At 66.1% G+C, this 18383-nt stretch carries 18 protein-coding genes; 9 read left to right on the top strand and 9 right to left on the bottom strand.

What is annotated here, in order from left to right; translation table 11 throughout:
• The first annotated feature begins 46 nt into the window (after nt 1-46).
• Entirely contained in the window at nt 47-367 is a 321-nt protein-coding gene (locus ASF94_RS18555) for a nucleotide pyrophosphohydrolase (protein WP_056670054.1), read from the top strand.
• Between the two features lie 55 nt (nt 368-422).
• Here ASF94_RS18555 and ASF94_RS18550 read toward each other — a convergent pair whose 3' ends face one another.
• From ASF94_RS18550 to ASF94_RS18540, 3 genes are read right to left on the bottom strand one after another with little or no spacing between them, the layout of a single operon-like run.
• Entirely contained in the window at nt 423-1472 is a 1050-nt protein-coding gene (locus ASF94_RS18550; protein ID WP_056670052.1) for a DctP family TRAP transporter solute-binding subunit, read from the bottom strand.
• Between the two features lie 30 nt (nt 1473-1502).
• Nucleotides 1503-2801, bottom strand: coding sequence for a TRAP transporter large permease (locus tag ASF94_RS18545; protein ID WP_056670051.1), 1299 nt, complete (start codon nt 2799-2801; stop codon nt 1503-1505).
• Nucleotides 2798-3397 (bottom strand): TRAP transporter small permease, encoded by a 600-nt coding sequence (locus ASF94_RS18540; protein WP_056670050.1) that lies wholly within the window; start codon nt 3395-3397, stop codon nt 2798-2800. The genes ASF94_RS18545 and ASF94_RS18540 overlap by 4 nt, the downstream gene beginning before the upstream one ends.
• 227 nt (nt 3398-3624) lie before the next feature.
• On the opposite strand from ASF94_RS18540, the gene ASF94_RS18535 reads away from it, so the two are divergent.
• From ASF94_RS18535 to ASF94_RS18505, 7 genes are all read left to right on the top strand, one after another.
• A complete protein-coding gene (locus ASF94_RS18535) occupies nt 3625-4566 on the top strand; it encodes a LysR family transcriptional regulator (RefSeq protein WP_200933148.1) in 942 nt (313 codons plus the stop codon).
• 250 nt (nt 4567-4816) lie between these two features.
• Nucleotides 4817-5707: an amino acid ABC transporter substrate-binding protein gene (locus ASF94_RS18530; RefSeq protein ID WP_056670046.1), complete on the top strand. Its 891-nt coding sequence runs from the start codon at nt 4817-4819 to the stop codon at nt 5705-5707.
• A 119-nt stretch (nt 5708-5826) separates the two neighbouring features.
• On the top strand, nt 5827-6729 hold the full coding sequence (locus ASF94_RS18525) for a transporter substrate-binding domain-containing protein (protein WP_056670044.1): 903 nt from the start codon (nt 5827-5829) through the stop codon (nt 6727-6729).
• Between the two features lie 117 nt (nt 6730-6846).
• Entirely contained in the window at nt 6847-7575 is a 729-nt protein-coding gene (locus ASF94_RS18520; protein ID WP_056670040.1) for an amino acid ABC transporter permease, read from the top strand.
• Between the two features lies 1 nt (nt 7576).
• The gene (locus tag ASF94_RS18515) at nt 7577-8245 is read left to right on the top strand and encodes an amino acid ABC transporter permease (protein ID WP_200933146.1); all 669 of its coding nucleotides are present in this window, start codon (nt 7577-7579) and stop codon (nt 8243-8245) included.
• Nucleotides 8246-8318: 73 nt separating this feature from the next.
• Complete coding sequence (locus tag ASF94_RS18510; RefSeq protein WP_056670037.1) at nt 8319-9056, top strand: amino acid ABC transporter ATP-binding protein; 738 nt, start codon at nt 8319-8321, stop codon at nt 9054-9056.
• A gap of 288 nt (nt 9057-9344) precedes the next feature.
• Nucleotides 9345-9737: a hypothetical protein gene (locus ASF94_RS18505; RefSeq protein WP_235505430.1), complete on the top strand. Its 393-nt coding sequence runs from the start codon at nt 9345-9347 to the stop codon at nt 9735-9737.
• Between the two features lie 94 nt (nt 9738-9831).
• On the opposite strand, the gene ASF94_RS18500 is transcribed toward ASF94_RS18505, so the two are convergent.
• Nucleotides 9832-11301, bottom strand: coding sequence for a hypothetical protein (locus tag ASF94_RS18500; protein ID WP_056670033.1), 1470 nt, complete (start codon nt 11299-11301; stop codon nt 9832-9834).
• Nucleotides 11302-11695: 394 nt separating this feature from the next.
• Between ASF94_RS18500 and ASF94_RS18495 the strand changes: the two genes are divergently transcribed.
• The gene (locus ASF94_RS18495) at nt 11696-12658 is read left to right on the top strand and encodes a tripartite tricarboxylate transporter substrate binding protein (RefSeq protein ID WP_056670030.1); all 963 of its coding nucleotides are present in this window, start codon (nt 11696-11698) and stop codon (nt 12656-12658) included.
• Nucleotides 12659-12997: 339 nt separating this feature from the next.
• Here ASF94_RS18495 and ASF94_RS18490 read toward each other — a convergent pair whose 3' ends face one another.
• The 5 genes from ASF94_RS18490 to ASF94_RS18470 form a co-directional block, all read right to left on the bottom strand.
• Entirely contained in the window at nt 12998-13279 is a 282-nt protein-coding gene (locus tag ASF94_RS18490) for a hypothetical protein (RefSeq protein WP_056670027.1), read from the bottom strand.
• 118 nt (nt 13280-13397) lie between these two features.
• Complete coding sequence (locus ASF94_RS18485; protein WP_056670024.1) at nt 13398-14264, bottom strand: HAD hydrolase family protein; 867 nt, start codon at nt 14262-14264, stop codon at nt 13398-13400.
• A gap of 43 nt (nt 14265-14307) precedes the next feature.
• The gene (locus tag ASF94_RS18480) at nt 14308-15435 is read right to left on the bottom strand and encodes an acyltransferase (RefSeq protein ID WP_056670021.1); all 1128 of its coding nucleotides are present in this window, start codon (nt 15433-15435) and stop codon (nt 14308-14310) included.
• On the bottom strand, nt 15432-17285 hold the full coding sequence (locus ASF94_RS18475; RefSeq protein ID WP_056670564.1) for a hypothetical protein: 1854 nt from the start codon (nt 17283-17285) through the stop codon (nt 15432-15434). Before ASF94_RS18475 ends, ASF94_RS18480 begins: the two co-directional genes overlap by 4 nt.
• 95 nt (nt 17286-17380) lie before the next feature.
• A complete protein-coding gene (locus tag ASF94_RS18470) occupies nt 17381-18370 on the bottom strand; it encodes a glycosyltransferase family 2 protein (protein WP_056670018.1) in 990 nt (329 codons plus the stop codon).
• Nucleotides 18371-18383: the final 13 nt, after the last annotated feature.

Raw genomic sequence — 18383 nt, 5'->3', positions numbered from 1 at the left:
ATCAAAAGCCAGCTGCTATGAAAAAGTGAGTGATCTGGGAAGCACCATGGACATAGACGATCTCCAGGCGCAACTGCGCTCCTTTGCCGCCGACCGCGACTGGCAGCCCTTCCACACGCCCAAGAACCTAGCAATGGCCTTGATGGTGGAGGCGGCGGAACTGCTGGAGCTGTTCCAGTGGCTCACGCCCGAAGAGTCTCGGTCATTGGCGCAGCAGGCCGAAGGGCGCGAGCGGGTGGGCGAGGAGATGGCCGACGTGCTGCTCTACCTGCTGCAGCTGGCCGATCACACGGGTGTCGATCTGGAGGCCGCCGTCACCCGCAAGCTGCGCAAGAACGCCATCAAGCACCCGCCCCGGGTGCGTTGACGGCACGAAAAAAAGCCCCGCGCGTGCAGGGCTTGGGGCCGGGAGGTTGCGCCGTTCAGGGCTTGCGCGCCGCAATCGCCTTTTCCGCCGCGCTCACCAGGTCGGCGCCGATGGGGCCCTTCCACTTGTCCACCACCGGCCGGGTGGCCTTGGTGAAGGCCTCGCGCTCCTCGGCCGTGAGCTGGGTCACCGTCACACCGTGGCCGGCGATTTCCTTGAGCAGGGGCTTGTCGGCTTCCACCAGGCCCTTGCGGGCGATGGCGATCTGTTCCTTGCCGGCGTCGATGGCCGCCTGCTTCACGATCTCGCGGTCGGCGGGCGTCCAGCTGTTCCAGATGTCCTTGTTGACCACGAAGACCAGCGGGTCGTTCATGTAGCCCCAGAGCGTGATGTGCTTTTGCGCCACGGTGTAGAGCTTGGCGGCCATGTAGACCGACAGGGGGTTTTCCTGGCCGTCCACGGCGCCGCTGGCCATGGCGGGCTGGGCATCGGCCCAGCTCATCTGCGTGGGGTTGGCGCCCAGGGCGGTGAAGGTGTCCAGGAACAGGGGCGAGCCGACGACGCGGATCTTCATGCCCTTCAGGTCGGCCGGGCTCTTGATGGCCTTCTTGGAGTTGGAGATCTCGCGGTAGCCGTTCTCGCCCCAGGCCAGGGGCACCACGCCAGCCTTGTCCAGCGTCTGGAAGAGGGACTTGCCCACGTCGCCCTGCGTCACGGCATCGACGGCGGCGTAGTCGGGGAACAGGAAGGGCAGCGAGAACAGGTTCAGCTGCTTGACCTGCGGCGACCAGTTGATGGTGGAGCCGATGGCCATGTCGATCACACCCTGGCGCAGCGCGCTGAATTCGCGCGTCTGGTCGCCCTGGATGAGCGAGACGCCCGGATAGAGCTTGATGTTGATGCGGCCCTGCGTGCGCTCGCGTACCTTGTTGGCCCAGATCTCGCCGCCCTTGCCCCAGGGGAAGGCCGTGCCCAGCACCAGCGACATGCGGTATTCGCTCTTGTAGTTGGTGGCACCGCTGCCCTGCGCCAGGGCGGGCGTGGCGCCGAAGGCGAGGGCGGCGGCAGCGGCCACGGCGGTGGTGAGGAAGGTGCGCAGTTTCATGGTCTCAGTCTCCTTGTGGATTCGAATCGATCAATAGCCCAGCCGCGCGGGCAGCCAGAGGGCGAGCTGCGGAAAGGCGATCACCAGCAGCATCACCAGGCCCATGGCCAGCAGCATGGGGCCGACCCAGCGCACGGTGGATTCCATGCGCACGCCGGCGATGCGGCACGACACCATCAGGTTCACGGCCAGCGGTGGCGTGAACTGGCCGAGCGCCACCTTCAGCGTGAGGATCACGCCGAACCACACCGGGTCCCATTGGTAGTGGTTCATGATCGGCAGCAGCAGCGGCACGAAGATCAGGAAGATCGAGATGCCGTCCAGGAACATGCCCACGGTGATGAGCAGCAGGATGAGCAGCGCCAGCACGCCGTATTCGCCCAGGCCGGAACTCACGATGGCTTTGGCCACCGGGTCGATCACGCCCAGCGTGGACAGCGAGAACGCGAAGATGCCGGCCAGCGACACCACCAGCAGGATCACCGCCGACAGCTCGCCCGCCTCGCGCAGGATGGGGAACAGGTCGCGCATGCCGATGGTGCGGTGGATGCACATGCCCACGAACAGGCCGTAGAACACGGCCACCACGGCCGCCTCGGTCGGCGTGAACCAGCCCGCGCGCATGCCGCCCAGGATCAGCACCGGCGCGGCCAGGCCCCAGGAGGCTTCGCGCAGGCTCTTCCAGAAGGCGGGCCGGGGCATGGAAGCCTCCAGCGCGCCCATCTTGTGGCGGCGCGCCAGCCAAACGGCGGGCACGATCAGCGCGATGCCGGCCAGCACGCCGGGAATCATGCCGGCCGCGAACAGCGCGGGCACCGAGGCACCCGGCACCAGCACCGAATAGATGATGAAGGCGACCGAAGGCGGGATCAGGATGTCGGTGGCCGCAGCCGCGCCCACCACGCTGGCCGAGAAGCTGCCCGGGTAGCCCGCGCGGCTCATGGCCGCGATCATCACGCCGCCCACGGCGGCGGCGTTGGCCGGGCCCGAGCCCGAGATGCCGCCCAGGAACATGGCGACGGCGATCGCCACCAGCGGCAGCATGCCCGGGCCGCGCCCGACGATGGCGACGGCGAAGTTGACGAGGCGCAGCGCCACGCCGGACCGGTCGAAGATCGAGCCCACCAGCACGAACATGGGAATGGCCAGCAGCGGATATTTGCCCAGGCCGGCGTAGAAGTTCTGCGGCACGGCCAGCAGGCCGAGCCATTGGGTTTCCTGGTTGGCCAGCGCGATGGCGGCGGCACCCGCCAGGCCCAGCGCCGCGCCGATGGGCACGCCCACGAACATCAGCACCAGGAAGGCCACGAAGAGCAGCGTGGCGATCATGGCTGGCGCTCCGGTGGCAGGCCCTGGGCGTCGGCGTCCATGAAGAAGGCGTCGGGCCGGCGGCCCTGGCGGATGTAGAGACCGATGGCGCGCCAGGTGATCAGCAGCGACAGGATCGGCAGCCAGATCGAATACCACCACTGCGGCACCCCGATGCCGGGCGAGGTTTCGTCGAAGCGGAAGTCGTCGTACACCACGCGCACGCTCAGCACCGCGATCACGCCGAACAGCACCGCCACCAGGGCCGCGCCGAACTGCGCCAGGAAGCGGCGCCGCGCGGGCGAGCCGCGCTCGGCGAACCATTCGATGCGGATGTGCCGGTCGCGCGCCACGGCGGCGGAGCCGGCCACCAGCGCCAGCACGATCATCAGAAAGACCGAGATCTCTTCCGTCCACGCGAACGAGGAATTGGTGAAATAGCGCACCAGCACGTTCGCGAAGGTGATGAGGGCCAGCAGCGCCATCACGATCACGGTGAGCCAGTCTTCGATGCGCAGGGAACGGGGCGGGGCGTGGGGGTCGCCGGGAACGCGGGGGGCGCGGTCAGGGGCCACGGAGGCGTCGGGCGTATCGCCGGACGGGGGATGTGCGGGCATGGAGAAAAAACAGACAGGCAGAGGGTCGGACAAACGCAGAGCGCAGCAAGGCGGCAAGCAACACGGTCGCTCTGCCAGCCGGTGTCGTGGACCGGCGGCGTGGACAACAAAGCGGCGCGGTGGGCGCCAGCGCCATTCTGCAACCAAAGGTGCGTGCCGCCGCGTGGGGTGTTCCCGCACTGCAGCATCGGTTTGCCGGGGGTACCCGCGCGAACATAATGCGCGCCATGGAAACCAAGTGGCTCGAAGACTTCGTCAGTCTGGCGGAAACCCGCAGCTTCAGCCGGTCGGCGCAACTGCGGCATGTGACGCAGCCGGCCTTCTCACGTCGCATCCAGGCGCTCGAAGCCTGGGCTGGCACCGATCTGGTGGATCGCAGCTCCTACCCCACGCGGCTGACCCCGGCTGGCAAGACGCTCTACGACCAGTCGCTGGAAATGCTGCAGGCGCTGCAGAACACCCGCGCGATGCTGCGTGCGCACACCAGTGCCGGCAAGGACATGATCGAGTTCGCGGTACCGCACACGCTGGCCTTCACCTTTTTCCCGGCCTGGGTGTCGGGGCTGCGCGACAAGTTCGGGCCGCTGAAAAGCCGGCTGATCGCGCTCAACGTGCACGACGCGGTGCTGCGGCTGGTGGAAGGCGGCTGCGATGTGCTGATCGCCTACCACCACCCTTCGCAGCCCTTCCAGCTGGATGCCGACCGCTACGAGATGGTCACGCTGGGGCAGGAGGTGATCTCGCCCTATGCCAAGGCGGGCACGGACGGGCAGCCGCTCTTCAGCCTGCCGGGCCGGCCCGGGCAGCCACTGCCCTACCTGGGCTATGCGCCCGGGGCCTACCTGGGCCGCGTGACGGAACTGATCCTCAAGCAGTCGAGTGCGGCCATCCACCTCGACCGGGTCTATGAAACCGACATGGCCGAGGGCCTCAAGGCCATGGCGCTGGAAGGCCATGGCGTGGCTTTCCTTCCGCACAGCGCCGTGAAAAAGGAATTGCGCTCGCGCCGGCTGGTCAGCGCCGCACCGCCGGGGGTGGACGATCTGCAAATGGTGATGGAGGTGCGCGCCTACCGCGAGAAACCATCGGCGAAAGAGCAGCCTAAGGGCATGGCGCAGTCTCTTTGGACCTATCTGCAGACGCTGACCACCGACGGCAATCGTTCGTAACCCTCCGTTGCGGTTCGTTGTCTTCCGCGCAGCGGAATGACCCTTCTGCTCAGGTGCAAGGTTATGCCCCGGGTTAACCCGAAGTATGTGGGTTGCGCATAACATTGGCTCGCAATTGGCATTGGAAACTGCGCCCCGCCGCACTTACAGTCGGCTCCGCGATGAAGCACCCCGGCAATCTGCCGCAGCCTCCCATAACTGGCGCAGAGATTGCTTTCTGCTGGCACCTTCACATCTCGAAACCCCTTTCATGAATCTCACGTTCTGGAAACTCTTTGGCGGCACGGTGCTTGCACTCGGCTGCGCGCTGGGTGCTTCCGCGCAAGGGGTGCTTGCCAAGGTGCAAGGCGGCGGCAAGCTGGTGATCGCGCACCGTGAAATGGCGGTTCCGTTCTCGTACGTGCAGGCGGGCAAGCCCATGGGCTACGCCATGGATCTGTGCCTGCGCATCGCCGGAGTGGTGCGCAGGAAGACAGGCATGAAAGACATGCCGGTCGAATTCCTGCAGGTGACCCCCGCCACGCGCATCGATGCGATCCGCAAGGGCCAGGCCGATCTGGAATGCGGTTCCACGACCAACAACGCCGAGCGCCGGCAGGCGGTGGCTTTCACCATTCCCCACTTCATCACCGGCGCACGCCTGCTGGTGCGGCGCGCCAGCCCGGTCGACCGGCTGGAAGATCTGGAGGGCCGCAAGGTGGTGTCCACCCAGGGCACGACCCCGCTCAAGGCCATGCAGCAACTGATCCGCGAACGGCACATGGCCGTCACCTTGCTCGAGGCACCCGAGCACGGCAAGGCGGTGGAGATGGTGGACAAGGGCGAGGCTGACGCGTTCGTCATGGACGACGTGCTGCTGTTCGGCCTGGCGGCCCAGCGGCCGGACCCCCAGTCGCTGAAGGTGGTGGGGCGTTTCGTCACCACCGAGCCCCTGGCCATCATGCTGTCCAAGGACGACCCGGAATTCAAGAAACTGGTAGACGACGAAATGCGCCGGCTGATCACCAGCCGCGAGATCTACTCCATCTATGACAAATGGTTCGCGCAGCCCATTGCCCCCTACAACCGCGCATTGAATCTGCCGGTCAGCTATTTGCTGCGCGATTTCTGGAAATACCCGACGGACCAAGTTCCGTTCTGACCGGCTGAGTGATGGCCGGGCACCCCTGTTCGGGAGGCTGGTTTATGCGGGTTGCCCGCTGGAAACCGACCTCTAGAATGAAAGCCTCTGTTTTGTGTTCGCAAGTTAAGGAGATATCCATGAAGAAACATCTGTTGGCTGTGGCCATTACCGCTTTGGCCGCAGGCAGCGCCTTTGCACAGGCCGGCGACACGCTGGCGAAGGTCAAGGCGTCCGGCACGATCACGGAAGGCGTGCGCGAATCCTCGGGCCTCTCCTTTACCCTCGGCGACGGCAAGTACACCGGCTTCCACTACGACGTGTGCGCCAAGGTCATCGCCGATGTGCAAAAGCACCTGGGCCTGGCCAAGCTGGAAACCAAGTACCAGCCCGTCACGTCGCAGAACCGCATCCCCCTCGTGCAGAACGGCACGGTGGACATCGAGTGCGGCTCGACGACCAACAACCAGGCGCGCCAGAAGGACGTGGCCTTCGCCGTGACCACCTACGTGGAAGAAGTCCGCATGGCGGTGAAGGCCAACTCCGGCATCGCCAGCATCAAGGACCTGAACGGCAAGACCCTGGCCACCACCACGGGCACCACGTCCGTGCAGACGCTGCGCAAGAACAAGCGCGCCGACGGCCTGTCGTTCAAGGAAGTGTTCGGCAAGGACCACTCCGACAGCTTCCTGCTGCTGGAATCGGGCCGCGCTGACGCCTTCATCATGGACGGCTCCATCCTGGCGTCCAACATCGCCAAGTCGAAGAGCCCGGCCGATTTCAAGATCGTCGGCGAAACGCTGAGCGTGGAACCCATCGCCATCATGATCCGCAAGGACGACCCCGCCTTCAAGAAGGTGGTGGACGACAGCATCAAGGGCATGATGAAGTCCGGCGAAATGGCCAAGCTCTACGACAAGTGGTTCATGCAGCCCATCCCGCCGAACAACGTGAAGATCGGCCTGCCAGCCAGCGAAGCCACCAAGGCAGCCTGGGCCAACCCGAACGACAAGCCTGCTGAAGAGTACACGCTGAAGGACTGAGCACCCCCGGTGCCCGTCCCCGCCAAGAACGCCCACGCGAGTGGGCGTTTTTTGTAAGCAGGCCAGCTGGCTGGCGGGGCACGGTGGAAGACAAAACCATTCAAAGAAGGAATTCCCATGGGATCGAATTGGGATTGGCAGGTGTTCCTGCAGGATCCGGGCGGTGAGTACCCGACGTACCTGCAGTGGATGCTCTCTGCATGGGGCTGGACGGTGTCCGTCGCCCTGCTCGCGCTGGTGATCGCCCTCGTCTCCGGCTCCATCATCGGCACGATTCGCACGCTGCCGGACAACAAGTTTCTGGTCGGCTTCGGCAACGCATGGGTGGAGCTGTTCCGCAACATCCCGCTGCTGGTGCAGATCTTCCTCTGGTACCACGTGGTGCCGGCGGTGTTTCCTGCGATGAAGGGTGTCTCCGGCTTCGTGCTGGTGGTGCTGGCGCTCGGCTTCTTCACTTCGGCGCGTATCGCCGAACAGGTGCGCGCCGGTATCCAGGCGCTGCCGCGTGGTCAACGCTACGCGGGCATGGCGATGGGCTTCACCACGGTGCAGTACTACCGCTACGTGCTGCTGCCCATGGCGTTCCGCATCATCATTCCGCCGCTCACCAGCGAGACGATGAACATCTTCAAGAACTCGTCCGTCGCGTTCGCCGTATCGGTGGCCGAACTGACCATGTTCGCCATGCAGGCGCAGGAGGAAACCTCGCGCGGCATCGAGATCTACCTGGCGGTGACGGGCCTCTACATCATCTCGGCCTTCGCCATCAACCGCATCATGGCGTTCATCGAGAAGCGCTCGCGGGTGCCTGGCTTCATCGCGTCCAGCGGCGCAGGGGGCCACTGACATGATGAATCTCGACTTCTCCTTCTACAGCTGGGACATCATCAGCAAGTTCGTCCTGAAGGGGTTCTACTTCAGCATCGTGCTGACCATCGTGGCCACCATCGGCGGCATTCTGCTGGGCACCGTGCTGGCGCTGATGCGCCTGTCGGGCAAGAAGTGGCTGGACGTGCCCGCCACCATCTACGTCAACGGCATGCGCAGCATTCCGCTGGTGATGGTGATCCTGTGGTTCTTCCTGCTGGTGCCGTTCCTGATCGGCAAGCCCATCGGCGCGGAGATGTCCGCGGTGATCACCTTCGTCGCCTTCGAGGCGGCCTACTTCAGCGAGATCATGCGCGCGGGCATCCAGTCGATCTCGCGCGGCCAGGTGTTCGCCGGCCAGGCCATGGGCATGACCTATGGCCAGAACATGAAGTACGTGATCCTGCCGCAGGCCTTCCGCAACATGCTGCCGGTGCTGCTGACGCAGACCATCATCCTGTTCCAGGACACGTCGCTGGTCTATGCCATCGGCGCCTACGACATGCTCAAGGGCTTCGAGACGGCAGGCAAAAACTACGGACGGCCCATCGAGGCGTACCTGCTGGCCGCGGTCGTGTATTTCGTGATGTGCTTTGCGCTATCGTGGTTCGTCAAGCGGCTGCACCGCAAGATCGCCATCATCCGTTGAGCCCCTCCACGAACCCCCAACGAAAGCCGAGCGAACACACGAGAGTGATTCGAGCGAGTGAGGAATAAAGCAAATGATTGAACTCAAGAACGTTTCCAAGTGGTATGGCAGCTTCCAGGTGCTCAACGACTGCTCCACCACCATCAAGAAGGGTGAAGTGGTCGTGGTCTGCGGCCCGTCGGGCTCCGGCAAGTCCACGCTGATCAAGACCGTCAACGCGCTGGAGCCGGTGCAGAAGGGCGAGATCTGGGTCAACGGCGTGGCCGTGCACGATCCCAAGACCAACCTGCCCAAGCTGCGCAGCCAAGTCGGCATGGTGTTCCAGCATTTCGAGCTGTTCCCGCACCTGTCGGTGACCGAGAACCTCACCATCGCGCAAGTGAAGGTGCTGGGCCGCAGCGCCGACGACGCCAAGGTGCGCGGCCTGAAGATGCTGGACCGCGTGGGCCTGTCGGCGCACAAGGACAAGTTCCCGGGCCAGCTGTCGGGCGGCCAGCAGCAGCGCGTGGCCATTGCCCGCGCCCTGTCGATGGACCCCATCGTGATGCTGTTCGACGAACCCACGTCCGCGCTCGACCCCGAAATGGTGGGCGAAGTGCTCGACGTGATGGTGGGCCTGGCCAACGAAGGCATGACCATGATGTGCGTGACCCACGAAATGGGATTCGCCCGCAAGGTCGGCCACCGCGTGATCTTCATGGACGTGGGCGGCAAGATCCTGGAGGACTGCACGAAGGAAGACTTCTTCGGCAACCCGGACGCGCGCCAGCCACGCACCAAGGAATTCCTCAACAAGATCCTGCAGCATTGATCGCCTGTGCCCGGCTGCTGCACTGCCTGCAGCTGGGCACCGAGCTGCATGCCGGCGCGGAACGAAGCCGGTCCTGCGGCGCCAGCTTCGCGCAGCAGGCCGCCCGCCGAAGGACGTACATCCGAGCCCGGCAGCCCTGAGTGTCCGGGTGTCCGAACGTGCTGCTCAGGACCGCTAGGCATCCCGCAAAGCTGAAGCTTCCCCTCGGCTTTGCGTGGGGCGCACAAGTCCTCAGCGACCAGACGTCCTCGCGTTGCTCTTCCCTGCCGCTTTGCTCTCCGCCTCGCCATGCATGACGATGCCTCCATCGGTCACGCCCAGCCTTCTTCCGGGGGCTGGCAACCTGTGCAATGGCGGGTGGGCGCCCCCCGGCAACCGGCACCGGGCGAACCCTGCAACGGCTGCGGCCTGTGCTGCCTCGCGGAGCCCTGCCCGGCAGGCATGATCGTCTCGCGCAAGCGGCGCGGGCCTTGCGCGGTGTTGCGCTGGGACGAGGAAGCGCAGCGCTACTGGTGTGGATTGCTCAGCGATCCGGCGCGAGGCACCGGCTTGCGGCGCCCGTGGGCCCTGCGATGGCTGAAGGCGCTGGCGCGGCGCTGGATCGCGGCCGGCACGGGCTGCGACGCGCAGCCGTTGCAGATGGACACGCTCGAGTCCAGCGAGGCTCCGCGTGGGCCGTGAATGCACAGCACGCTGCGCAGCGATGGAGAAGGCCCAGCCGCAAAGCCGTTCGCGCCATCGTGCGAAATCTCAACCCTTCGTTCGCCCGCTCTGATTAAAGGGCAGACGCGTCCGATGGCGCGGCCGCCATCGGCTGGCCCGACCGTGTGTAGAAAGGCGAAGCTGGCATGAGCGGGGCAGGCTTCATGGCTTGCAGCGCGCCGGGCGCTGGCTGCAACTGCCAGGGCGGCGCCTGGCAGGGCAGGCCGATGGGGGAAAGAAAAGGTTGCAGGCGCACGGCGTACAGCGTGGTGTCCGCGCCTGAATCCCCGGTGCCCAGTGGGGCGCCCGAGGGCGCAGCAGCGCCGGAAGAATCCACCAGCGCCGCATGGCGCAGGCCATCCAACGCATCTCCTCCATCCGCCTCGGCCAGCAGCTCCGCACGACGCGCCATGCCGGGCGGCAATGCCACCACCTCGGCCGTGAACATCAACATGGCCGGGCCGGAAACCACCAGCTCGCGTCCGCCCAGTTGGGGCGTCTGCAGCGACAGACCCAGGGCCATGGGCCGGGTGAAGCGGCCTTCGAACCGCAGCGTCTCGAAGGCGATGCGGCAGGCAAGCTGGTCGAGCAGCGTCACGCCCCACATCGCGGCGCCGGTCATGGGCCTGCGCTCGGCGGGAAGGTCGGGGGTGGTACGGTCAGCTGCCTGCGCGATGGATGCCCGCTCCTGGGAGGGATTGAGCAGGAGGGCAGGATGCGCTTCGATGTTGCGGTGCAGCGCCTGCGCTGCTGCACGCCAGTTGACGTTGTCGATGAAGCCGCGGAAGGGCGGGAATTCGATGACGTCCACGCCGTCGCCATCGCTGGAATCTTCATTGCCGAAACCGCTGCAGCCCGCGTCGTCGGCCGCATTGAAAGCGACCAGGCGCCCCTGCGAGGTAGGGATGAGCAAGGCCCCAGGGCAGTGCGAAGGTTCGGCGAGCGGCGAGGACAGCTCAGGCTCTGCGGCCTGCAGATCGGCATGGCGCGTCGGGGCGACCCGCTCCCAGCCATCCTGGAAGAGCGCAGCGGGGGCGGTCTGTCCGGTCAGGGCCAGGCCGGCGTGTGCCGACGCAGCGGACTGGGCCGCCGTACCAGGCGCGTGGGCCAGGCGGTCGGACCCAACTGCGGGTGCCAGCGTGGCCGTCACCCCCACGAGGGCAAAGCTGGCCAGTGCGGTGCCCAGGCCCTTGCGGGCCATGGGCGGCGTGGGCGCGTCCAGGCCCCGCAGGAACCATGGGGTCAGCATCGCCAGCCCCATCAGCCACACCACGTTGCCCCGGGCGACCAGCGCCCAGCCATCCCAGCCCGTCTCCCACAGCGACCAGGCCAGGGTGATCGCAAGCAGAGCGGCATGGACCCAGAGCGCCGAAGGGCTGCCCTGCAGCAGCAGCAGGCCGGTCAGGACCATCAGGAGGCCCGAAGGCAGGTAGTACCACGAACCGCCCAGCGCCATCAGCCAGACGCCGCCCGTGCCCACGACCAGCCCGACGAACACAAGCAGCAGCCCCATGGCGGTGGGCGCGACACGGTGCGACAACATGGGAGCTTCCTTTCAGGAAACGGGGCGGGGGAGGGCGGGCGGGTGGGGAGGGCTTGCGTTCGACGCCTCTGAGCCCGTGTGGCGAAGTTAGGTGGTGACGCGGAGCCAAACTGTCGGCACCTTCCGGCGGGGGTTGTAGGAACGCGCGCCGGCCCGCCCCAAAGACCCCATGCCGGAGCGGATTCTGCACGGCGCGCGTCTCTTCTTTGCTCCTGAGTTAATAGCGTTGGGCCGAGGCTGGATGGGGGATGGGGAGCGAACGGTTGCGATCGGCTGCCTGCACCGCTGACACGTTCGGGACAGGTGCCAGGGTTTACGGTGTGCGAAACACCGCGGCAATACGGTGCAATGGATGGATCTCTTTCCGCCATTTTCCACAAGGAATTCCGCATCCATGCATCGTCGCCAACTCGTGCAACTGGCCGCCGCCAGCCTGGCCGCTCCTGCCTTCGTCGCTCGCGCGCAGGCCTTCCCGACCAAGTCCATCAAGCTGATCGTCGCGTTCCCGGCGGGCGGCCCCACCGACATCACCATGCGGATGCTGGCGGAGGAGGCAGGCAAGGTGCTGGGCCAGCCGGTCATCATCGACAACAAGCCGGGTGCGGGCGGCACCTTGCCCGCGCAGGCGCTGCAGACCTCGGCACCCGACGGCTACACCGTGGCGCAGATCCCGCTGGGCGTGTTCCGGCTGCCCTACACCACCAAGATCAACTGGGACCCGGTCAAGGACATCAGCTATGTGCTGAATCTGACGGGCTACGCCTTCGGCGTGGTCGTTCCTGCCAACTCCCCGTTCAAGACCTGGGCTGACTTCGTGGCCTACGCGAAGGCCAACCCCGGCAAGCTCAGCTATGGCTCCACCGGAACGCTGACCAGCCCGCACCTGACGATGGAACTCATTGCGCAGCAACTGGGCATCGAGCTGCTGCACATCCCCTACAAGGGCAGTGCCGACCTGATGCAGGCCACGCTGGGCGGCCAACTGATGGCGGCTGCCGATTCCACCGGCTTCGCCCCACAGGTCGAAGCCGGCAAGCTGCGGGTGCTTAACACCTGGGGCGCAGAGCGGCTGGCCAAGTTTCCGGATGCACCCACGCTCAAAGAGCTGGGCATCGACGTGGTGCAGAACTCGCCGTTCGGCCTGGGCGCTCCCCGGGGCACGCCGCCCGATGTGGTTCGCCGGCTGCACGATGCCTTCAAGCAGGCCATGGAGCAGGAGAGCTACCGCGCCGCTCTGGCCCGCTACGACATGGTGCCCATCTACATGAGCACGTCGGCCTATCAGAAGTTTGCCGAAACGACCTTCGCGCGCGAGAAGGCGCTGGTCGAGAAGCTGGGACTGGCCAAGGCGTCCTGAGCCGCCGGGCTGGGCGGGCTATCGATGGCATGGCAAGCGAGGCGGGCGTTTGCGAGTGCGAATGCCCCGTGGGATCTGAGTTTCCCTGGGCGCTGAGCGCTCCGCGCTGACCGCTGACGGCTGGGGGCAGAGGACGCCGCCGACAGGGCCCGCTGCGGCGACCACCCCATCAGAAGACCTCATGCAGCCATGCCGATGGCACGGCGGTGCCCACAGGGCGCGTGCAGCGGCGCCCGCCACGCTGGCGCAGATAGCTTATGCAGGAGGCGCCTGCATGCTTTTGCTCGCGCAGGTGCGTTGCAGCCGGCAAGGCGGCACGCCCAGCCAGAGCGGAGGGGTTCAGTCCAGGCCCAACGCGCGCGCGTCTTCGAGGTGCGCGTCCCACGCGGGCGCAGGGCGGGGCTGGGGCAGCTGGGTCAGATATTCGCAGCCCCGGGCCGCGCGCAGCAGCAGGGCGCCGCCAGCCGCCGCCTGCACCGCGGCCGTGCCGCGATGTTCGGAGCGCAACGACACGGCAATGAGTGCCAGGCCGACGCCGGCCACCAGGAGAGTTTCGCCGGGCAGGGTCGGGCGCGAACGGTCAAAGGCCTGCCATTGTCTGAGGGTGTTGATCGGGTCCATACGGAACTCTAGCGCAGCTCAGGCCCCTCTGGCGCAACTGTCTGCGTCAGAGTTGCATCAAGCCGCGACGAACGGCATACCTGGCCGCACGGTCGGTCGCGGGCGCGGGGAGCGCCTGTCAGCGCGCAGCCAGAATCGCCTGCGCCACTTCGCAGAAGCCGGCCCCGCGCGCCTGCTGCGTGATGTAGCGGGGCAGATGCGTCAGCCGGTCGGCGACGTGAGCGATGTTGGCCACGCCGACGCTGTGGATGAAATGCTGGAACATCGGCTGGTCGTTGCCGGAATCCCCGACGAACACCCAGCGGTCGAGCTCATCCGCCAGGTTGCGCTGCAACAGCTCGCGCACGATCCAGCGAGCCCCCTGCCACTTGTCGAAGTCGCCGAAGCAGCCGTGGATGTGGATGCTGCTGACGGTGGTGCGCATGCCTTCGTCGCGCAGCACCTGCAGCACCCGGTCCACCACCTCGGGCGGGTGGCGCGCAAACTCGGCGTAGTCGAAGGCGATGTCGGTTTCACGGCCGGCACTGTCGCGGCTCAATTCCACGCCGGGCACTTCGGTCATCACGCGGGCAGCGATGCGCGGCAGCAGGGACTGGTTGGCCTGCCGCGTCGCGCCGTCTTGCTGGTAGAGCTTGACCAGGCCGCCCCCGCCTGCCGATGGCCCTGCGGCGTGCGTGGCACCTTGTCCTGCCAGCGCAGCCTGCCCACCGACCCCTGCGCGGGAGAACGCGACCGCTCCGTTCTCCGCCACCATGACATCGACCGGCAAGGCCGCGCCGGGCGGCGCGTCCATCCACGGCTGGCACCAGCCGATCGGGCGGCCGGTGATGGGAATCACCAGCACGCCGGCCGCGCGCAGCGAGGCCATGGCGTCGATCACGTCGCGGGTGATGACGCCTTCGGTCGTCAGGGTGTCGTCGATGTCGGTGAATACGCCGTGGATAGCGCGCGCGGCCGCAGCGGGCCATTGGTCGAGAGCAAGCATGGAGGATGTCGTGGGGGGCGCAGCACGCCTCGCGGTTGGTAATTCAGGCACTTCGATGCCAGCGCTGTTCGACCCAGCGGTGGCTGGCATAGGACACGAGCAGCGTGATGGCCACGACCGAAGCCATCCAGCCGGGGCCGGGCAGCCAGGTTTCCGCAGCCCGGTGCATCACCAGGATCACGGGGACGTGGTAGAGATAGACGCTGAAGCTGACCTTGCCGATCCAGGGCAGGCCCGTTGCCTGGGCGCAGCGGTTGAACCAGCGTTCGCGCGACAACACCAGGAATGCGGCGATCCACAGGGAGAAGCCCAGGCACAGCACCGTGCGGGAAAAGAGCACCGTCCACGGATTGGACCAGTAGTCGATGGTCATGGTGAGGAAGTACCAGAAGCAGCCCGCAATCAGCAGGCAGCCCAGCACGAGCAGCAGGCCGCCGGCCCGGATCGGCCTGTCCGCCAGCCGGTCCAACCAGCCCCGGTGGTGCAGCATGGCCAGGGCGATGCCGAGCGCGAACTCATCGAGCATGCCGAAGATCTGCACGCCCCAGAAGAATCGCTGCCCGGGCGCCACGCCGACCAGCAGGTTGACCCGCCACAGAAAGCAGACCGCGCACATGAGGACCAGAACGATCCAGCCGCGGCGCAGCCGCAGCACCGGCCCCAGCGCCAGCATCAGCAGGTAGAACCCGAACTCGATGCCCAGGGTCCAGTAGGGCCCGTTGATCGAGAACATCGTCCATTCCTGCAGCGAGTGCAGCATGAGCACATGCAGCAGGATGTTGATCCAGCCTTTGAGCTGCGATGCCAGGGCCGGCTCCAGCACGGCGACGATCAGCACCAGGGACACGTAGTAGGCCGGCAGGATGCGTGTCAGACGGCCCCGGATGAAGGCCATCGGCTGCCAGTCACGGGGGCGCAGCACCGCCATCCCGATGAAGAACCCGCTCAGCACATAAAAAAGGTCCACCCCGATCCAGAGAAAGCCCAGCGAGCGGGACGCTGTACCTCCGATGGGAAAGGCGGTGCGACCGCCCCACAGCAGGGGAACGTATTCGTGCAGGTGGTAGATCAGCACCAGCACCACCGCCAGTCCGCGCAGGGCGTCCAGGGCGGGCATGCGGCGGGCCAGGGGCTCGCCGTGGGCGACCGGCGGTGCCGGAGGGGTGGTCATTGACGCGCGAATTCGATGATGGCCTGGTAGAGAGCGTCCGACCCGTCCTTGGGATTCGTCGGGCCGATCTCCATGCGATTCACGCTGTGTTCCACGCCCGCCTTGAACTTATCGGGAATGATCGAGAAGTAATAGGGGCTCACGAACCGCGCGCCGCCTTTCAAGTGGCTCTGCAAGGCGGCCAGATGCACGCCTGGGGTCTTCCACTGCTGGGGGTTGAACTCCGGCACGCCGTAGTCGCTGATCTTGCGATCTGCCAGGAATTTGCGCATCCAGGCGCTGTCGGTGGCGCCGCCGTACATGTTCAGGCCTTGTTTCCATGGCACGTCGGCGGCCAGGCTCAGATCTGCTGCGAAGAGCTGTGGGTTCCAGGTGGAATTGACCTGGGGCACGATCTGGTGCGAGTAGAGCTTGTCGCGGGGCAGTCCGGCTTTCAGCGCGACGTCGTGGAAGGCTTGCGTGAAGTCTCGAACCTGCACCTCGCGGTACGCATTCCAGTCCCGCGCCAGGGGGTTGAAATAGACGTCCTGCAGCGACTTGGGCAGATCCAGCCAGGACCGCACGCCTTCGACCTTGTCCACGCCCTTCAGGCCGTTGACGGACACCGGGGTCGTGTTCGGGACGCTGCTCTGGTCGCGCGGCACGATCACGAAGTCGCGCTCGCCGACCAGGTAGCGGCTGCCGCCGGACATGGCCACCACCTGCACGCGGTGCTTGCCCACACGCATCTGGCTGTAGTCGAGGTCGTAGCGGAAGCCGGTGTTGGGGCTGGTGATGGAAGCCTCCGCGCGGTAGACGTCCAGGCGGTTCATGCCGTAGGGCACCTCCGCCAGAAGCTTGCCGTCCACGTAGAGATCGAGCCGGGTGACCTTCTTGAGCGGGTCCCAGAGCCAGCCGGTGAAAGGCAGCGTGCCGTCCGCGAAGGCGTCGTAGTGGTCCCCGAAGGTAGAGAGGGTTTCCTTGCGAATGTCTTTCGCAGGCGGCTGGATCACGTCGAACGAGGCGTAGGCCAGCCCGGTCTTTTCCTGCATGGCGCTGACGGTGCCGTATTTCTTCTGCAGCCAGCTGCGAAAGCCCGCCACCGAGCCTGGGCTGTAGTCGGTCACCTGGATGTCGGCATACGCTCCCATGCCGTGTTCGAAGTCGGGAAAGAGGTGATGCAGCTCGCCGGCCAGCGTGATCGCGATGACGCGCTTGCGTACTGCCTCGGGCATCGCCTTGATGCGCTTCGCAACGTGCCGCACCGCTTCGAAACGGTAGCGATTGACCGGAATGGTCGGATCGGCCAGCAGCGTGTAGGGCACGATCCGGTAGCCGAAGTACCCCAGCTCCAGCGGTTTGCCGTTCTTCAGCTGCAGCAGGTTGCGCGGATCCTTGATCAGTTCCTCCGTGATCGGACCCTGGGAGTCGAAATGGCTGGAGGACAGGTACAGCACCACGGGACGCTTGATTTTCTCGATGGTGCGAAAGATGCTGTTCAGCCGCTCCTGGTCGATCTCCCAGCCCTTGGGCGTCTTGCGGTAGAGGTCCAGCAGCTGCAGCGTGGCGGTGTATCCGACCTGGACCCGGCCCTGCGGTCCTCCGGGCTCCAGGGTGTCGAGCAGGCGTGTGACGGCCGCCACGGCGCCGTCGGCCTTGCGCTTGCGGCACTCCTGGTCGGCGACCGCCAGATCGGTGATCTTGGGATCGTCCATGGCCTTGTCGCACAGGGCCATGCCCCCGATGCTGGGGGTAATCCACATGACGGACTCACCCGCAGGTGACGAGGTGGAGGCGGGCTGGGCCAGGGACAGGGAGGCCGGGAGGGCAAGCAGGCCGCAGCAGGTGAGGCGGATCCAGGTCGATAGCATGAACGTGTCCTGAGAGCGGTTGGAGGGGCGGGACGGCGGCACCGGAACCGGGTGCCCGGTGCCGGAGCCGGTGCGCGCTTGAACGAAGCGCGGGGTCACCGGCCCGGCAAGGAGGGCGGCAGACTCAGTGCATCGTCTGCCAGTTGCGGGCTGAGCGGCTCGGTGGGCACGCTGCTGACATCGTGGTGAAGAAAGGCCACCAGAAACTGGATGCCCACAATGATGGGCAAGGCCGCCAGCATCACCGTTCCGCTGGTGGCGGGGATCTCGGCGTGGATGCTGCGCGCCCAATGCCATCCGCCAAAGAGGAGGCCCCAGCTCAACAGTGCACAGCTGGCGAGGATATAGATCGACCCCGCATTGAAGTCGCGGATGAAGTAGTTGTAGGCGAAGCGGCGGGCGAGCCGGGACGCATGCTTGGTCAGGAACTCGGGCAGCACCTTGCGCACCTTGAGATGGGATTCCTCGTCCGCATACACCGAGTCCATGGGAACGTCCCGCACCACCGCCCGCAGGGTGTTGAGGCGGAACAGCATGTCCGTTTCGAAGAAATAGCGACGTTCCAGCTTGTCGAGCGGCAACTCGCGCAGCACGCGCGTGTGCACCGCCGTGTAGCCGTTGGTGGGGTCCATGATGGTCCAGTAGCCGCAGCTGAGCTTGGTCATGAACGACAGGACGGCATTGCCGAACAGCCGCATCGCGGGCATGCCGCGGACGGACTCCGGGCGGAAGAAGCGGTTGCCTTTGGTGTAGTCGGCACGCCCCGTCGCAATGGGGCGCACGAACAGCGGCAGCAGGGCCGGGTTCATCTGGCCGTCGCCGTCGATCTTCACCACGATGTCCATGCCGTCGAGAATCGCTTGCTGATACGCCGAGACCACCGCCCCCCCGACGCCGCGGTTCTCCGCATGGAAAAGCACCTGGACCCGGGGGTCGCTGCAATGCGACCGGATGAAGGCGCCGCTGTGGTCCGGGCAGGCGTCGTCCACCGCGTAGATCACGCTGACCTCGGGCCCGATGGCTTCGATCACGCCGAGCACACGCTGGGTGACCTTGTAGCAGGGAATGGCAACGGCAATGTGCATGGTGAACAGCTCC

Origin of the sequence: Acidovorax sp. Leaf160, from assembly GCF_001424265.1 — a bacterium.
Classification (GTDB): Bacteria; Pseudomonadota; Gammaproteobacteria; order Burkholderiales; family Burkholderiaceae_C; genus Paracidovorax.
Note: the sequence above shows the minus strand (reverse complement) of the source record. Positions and strands in the feature narration are given on the sequence as shown.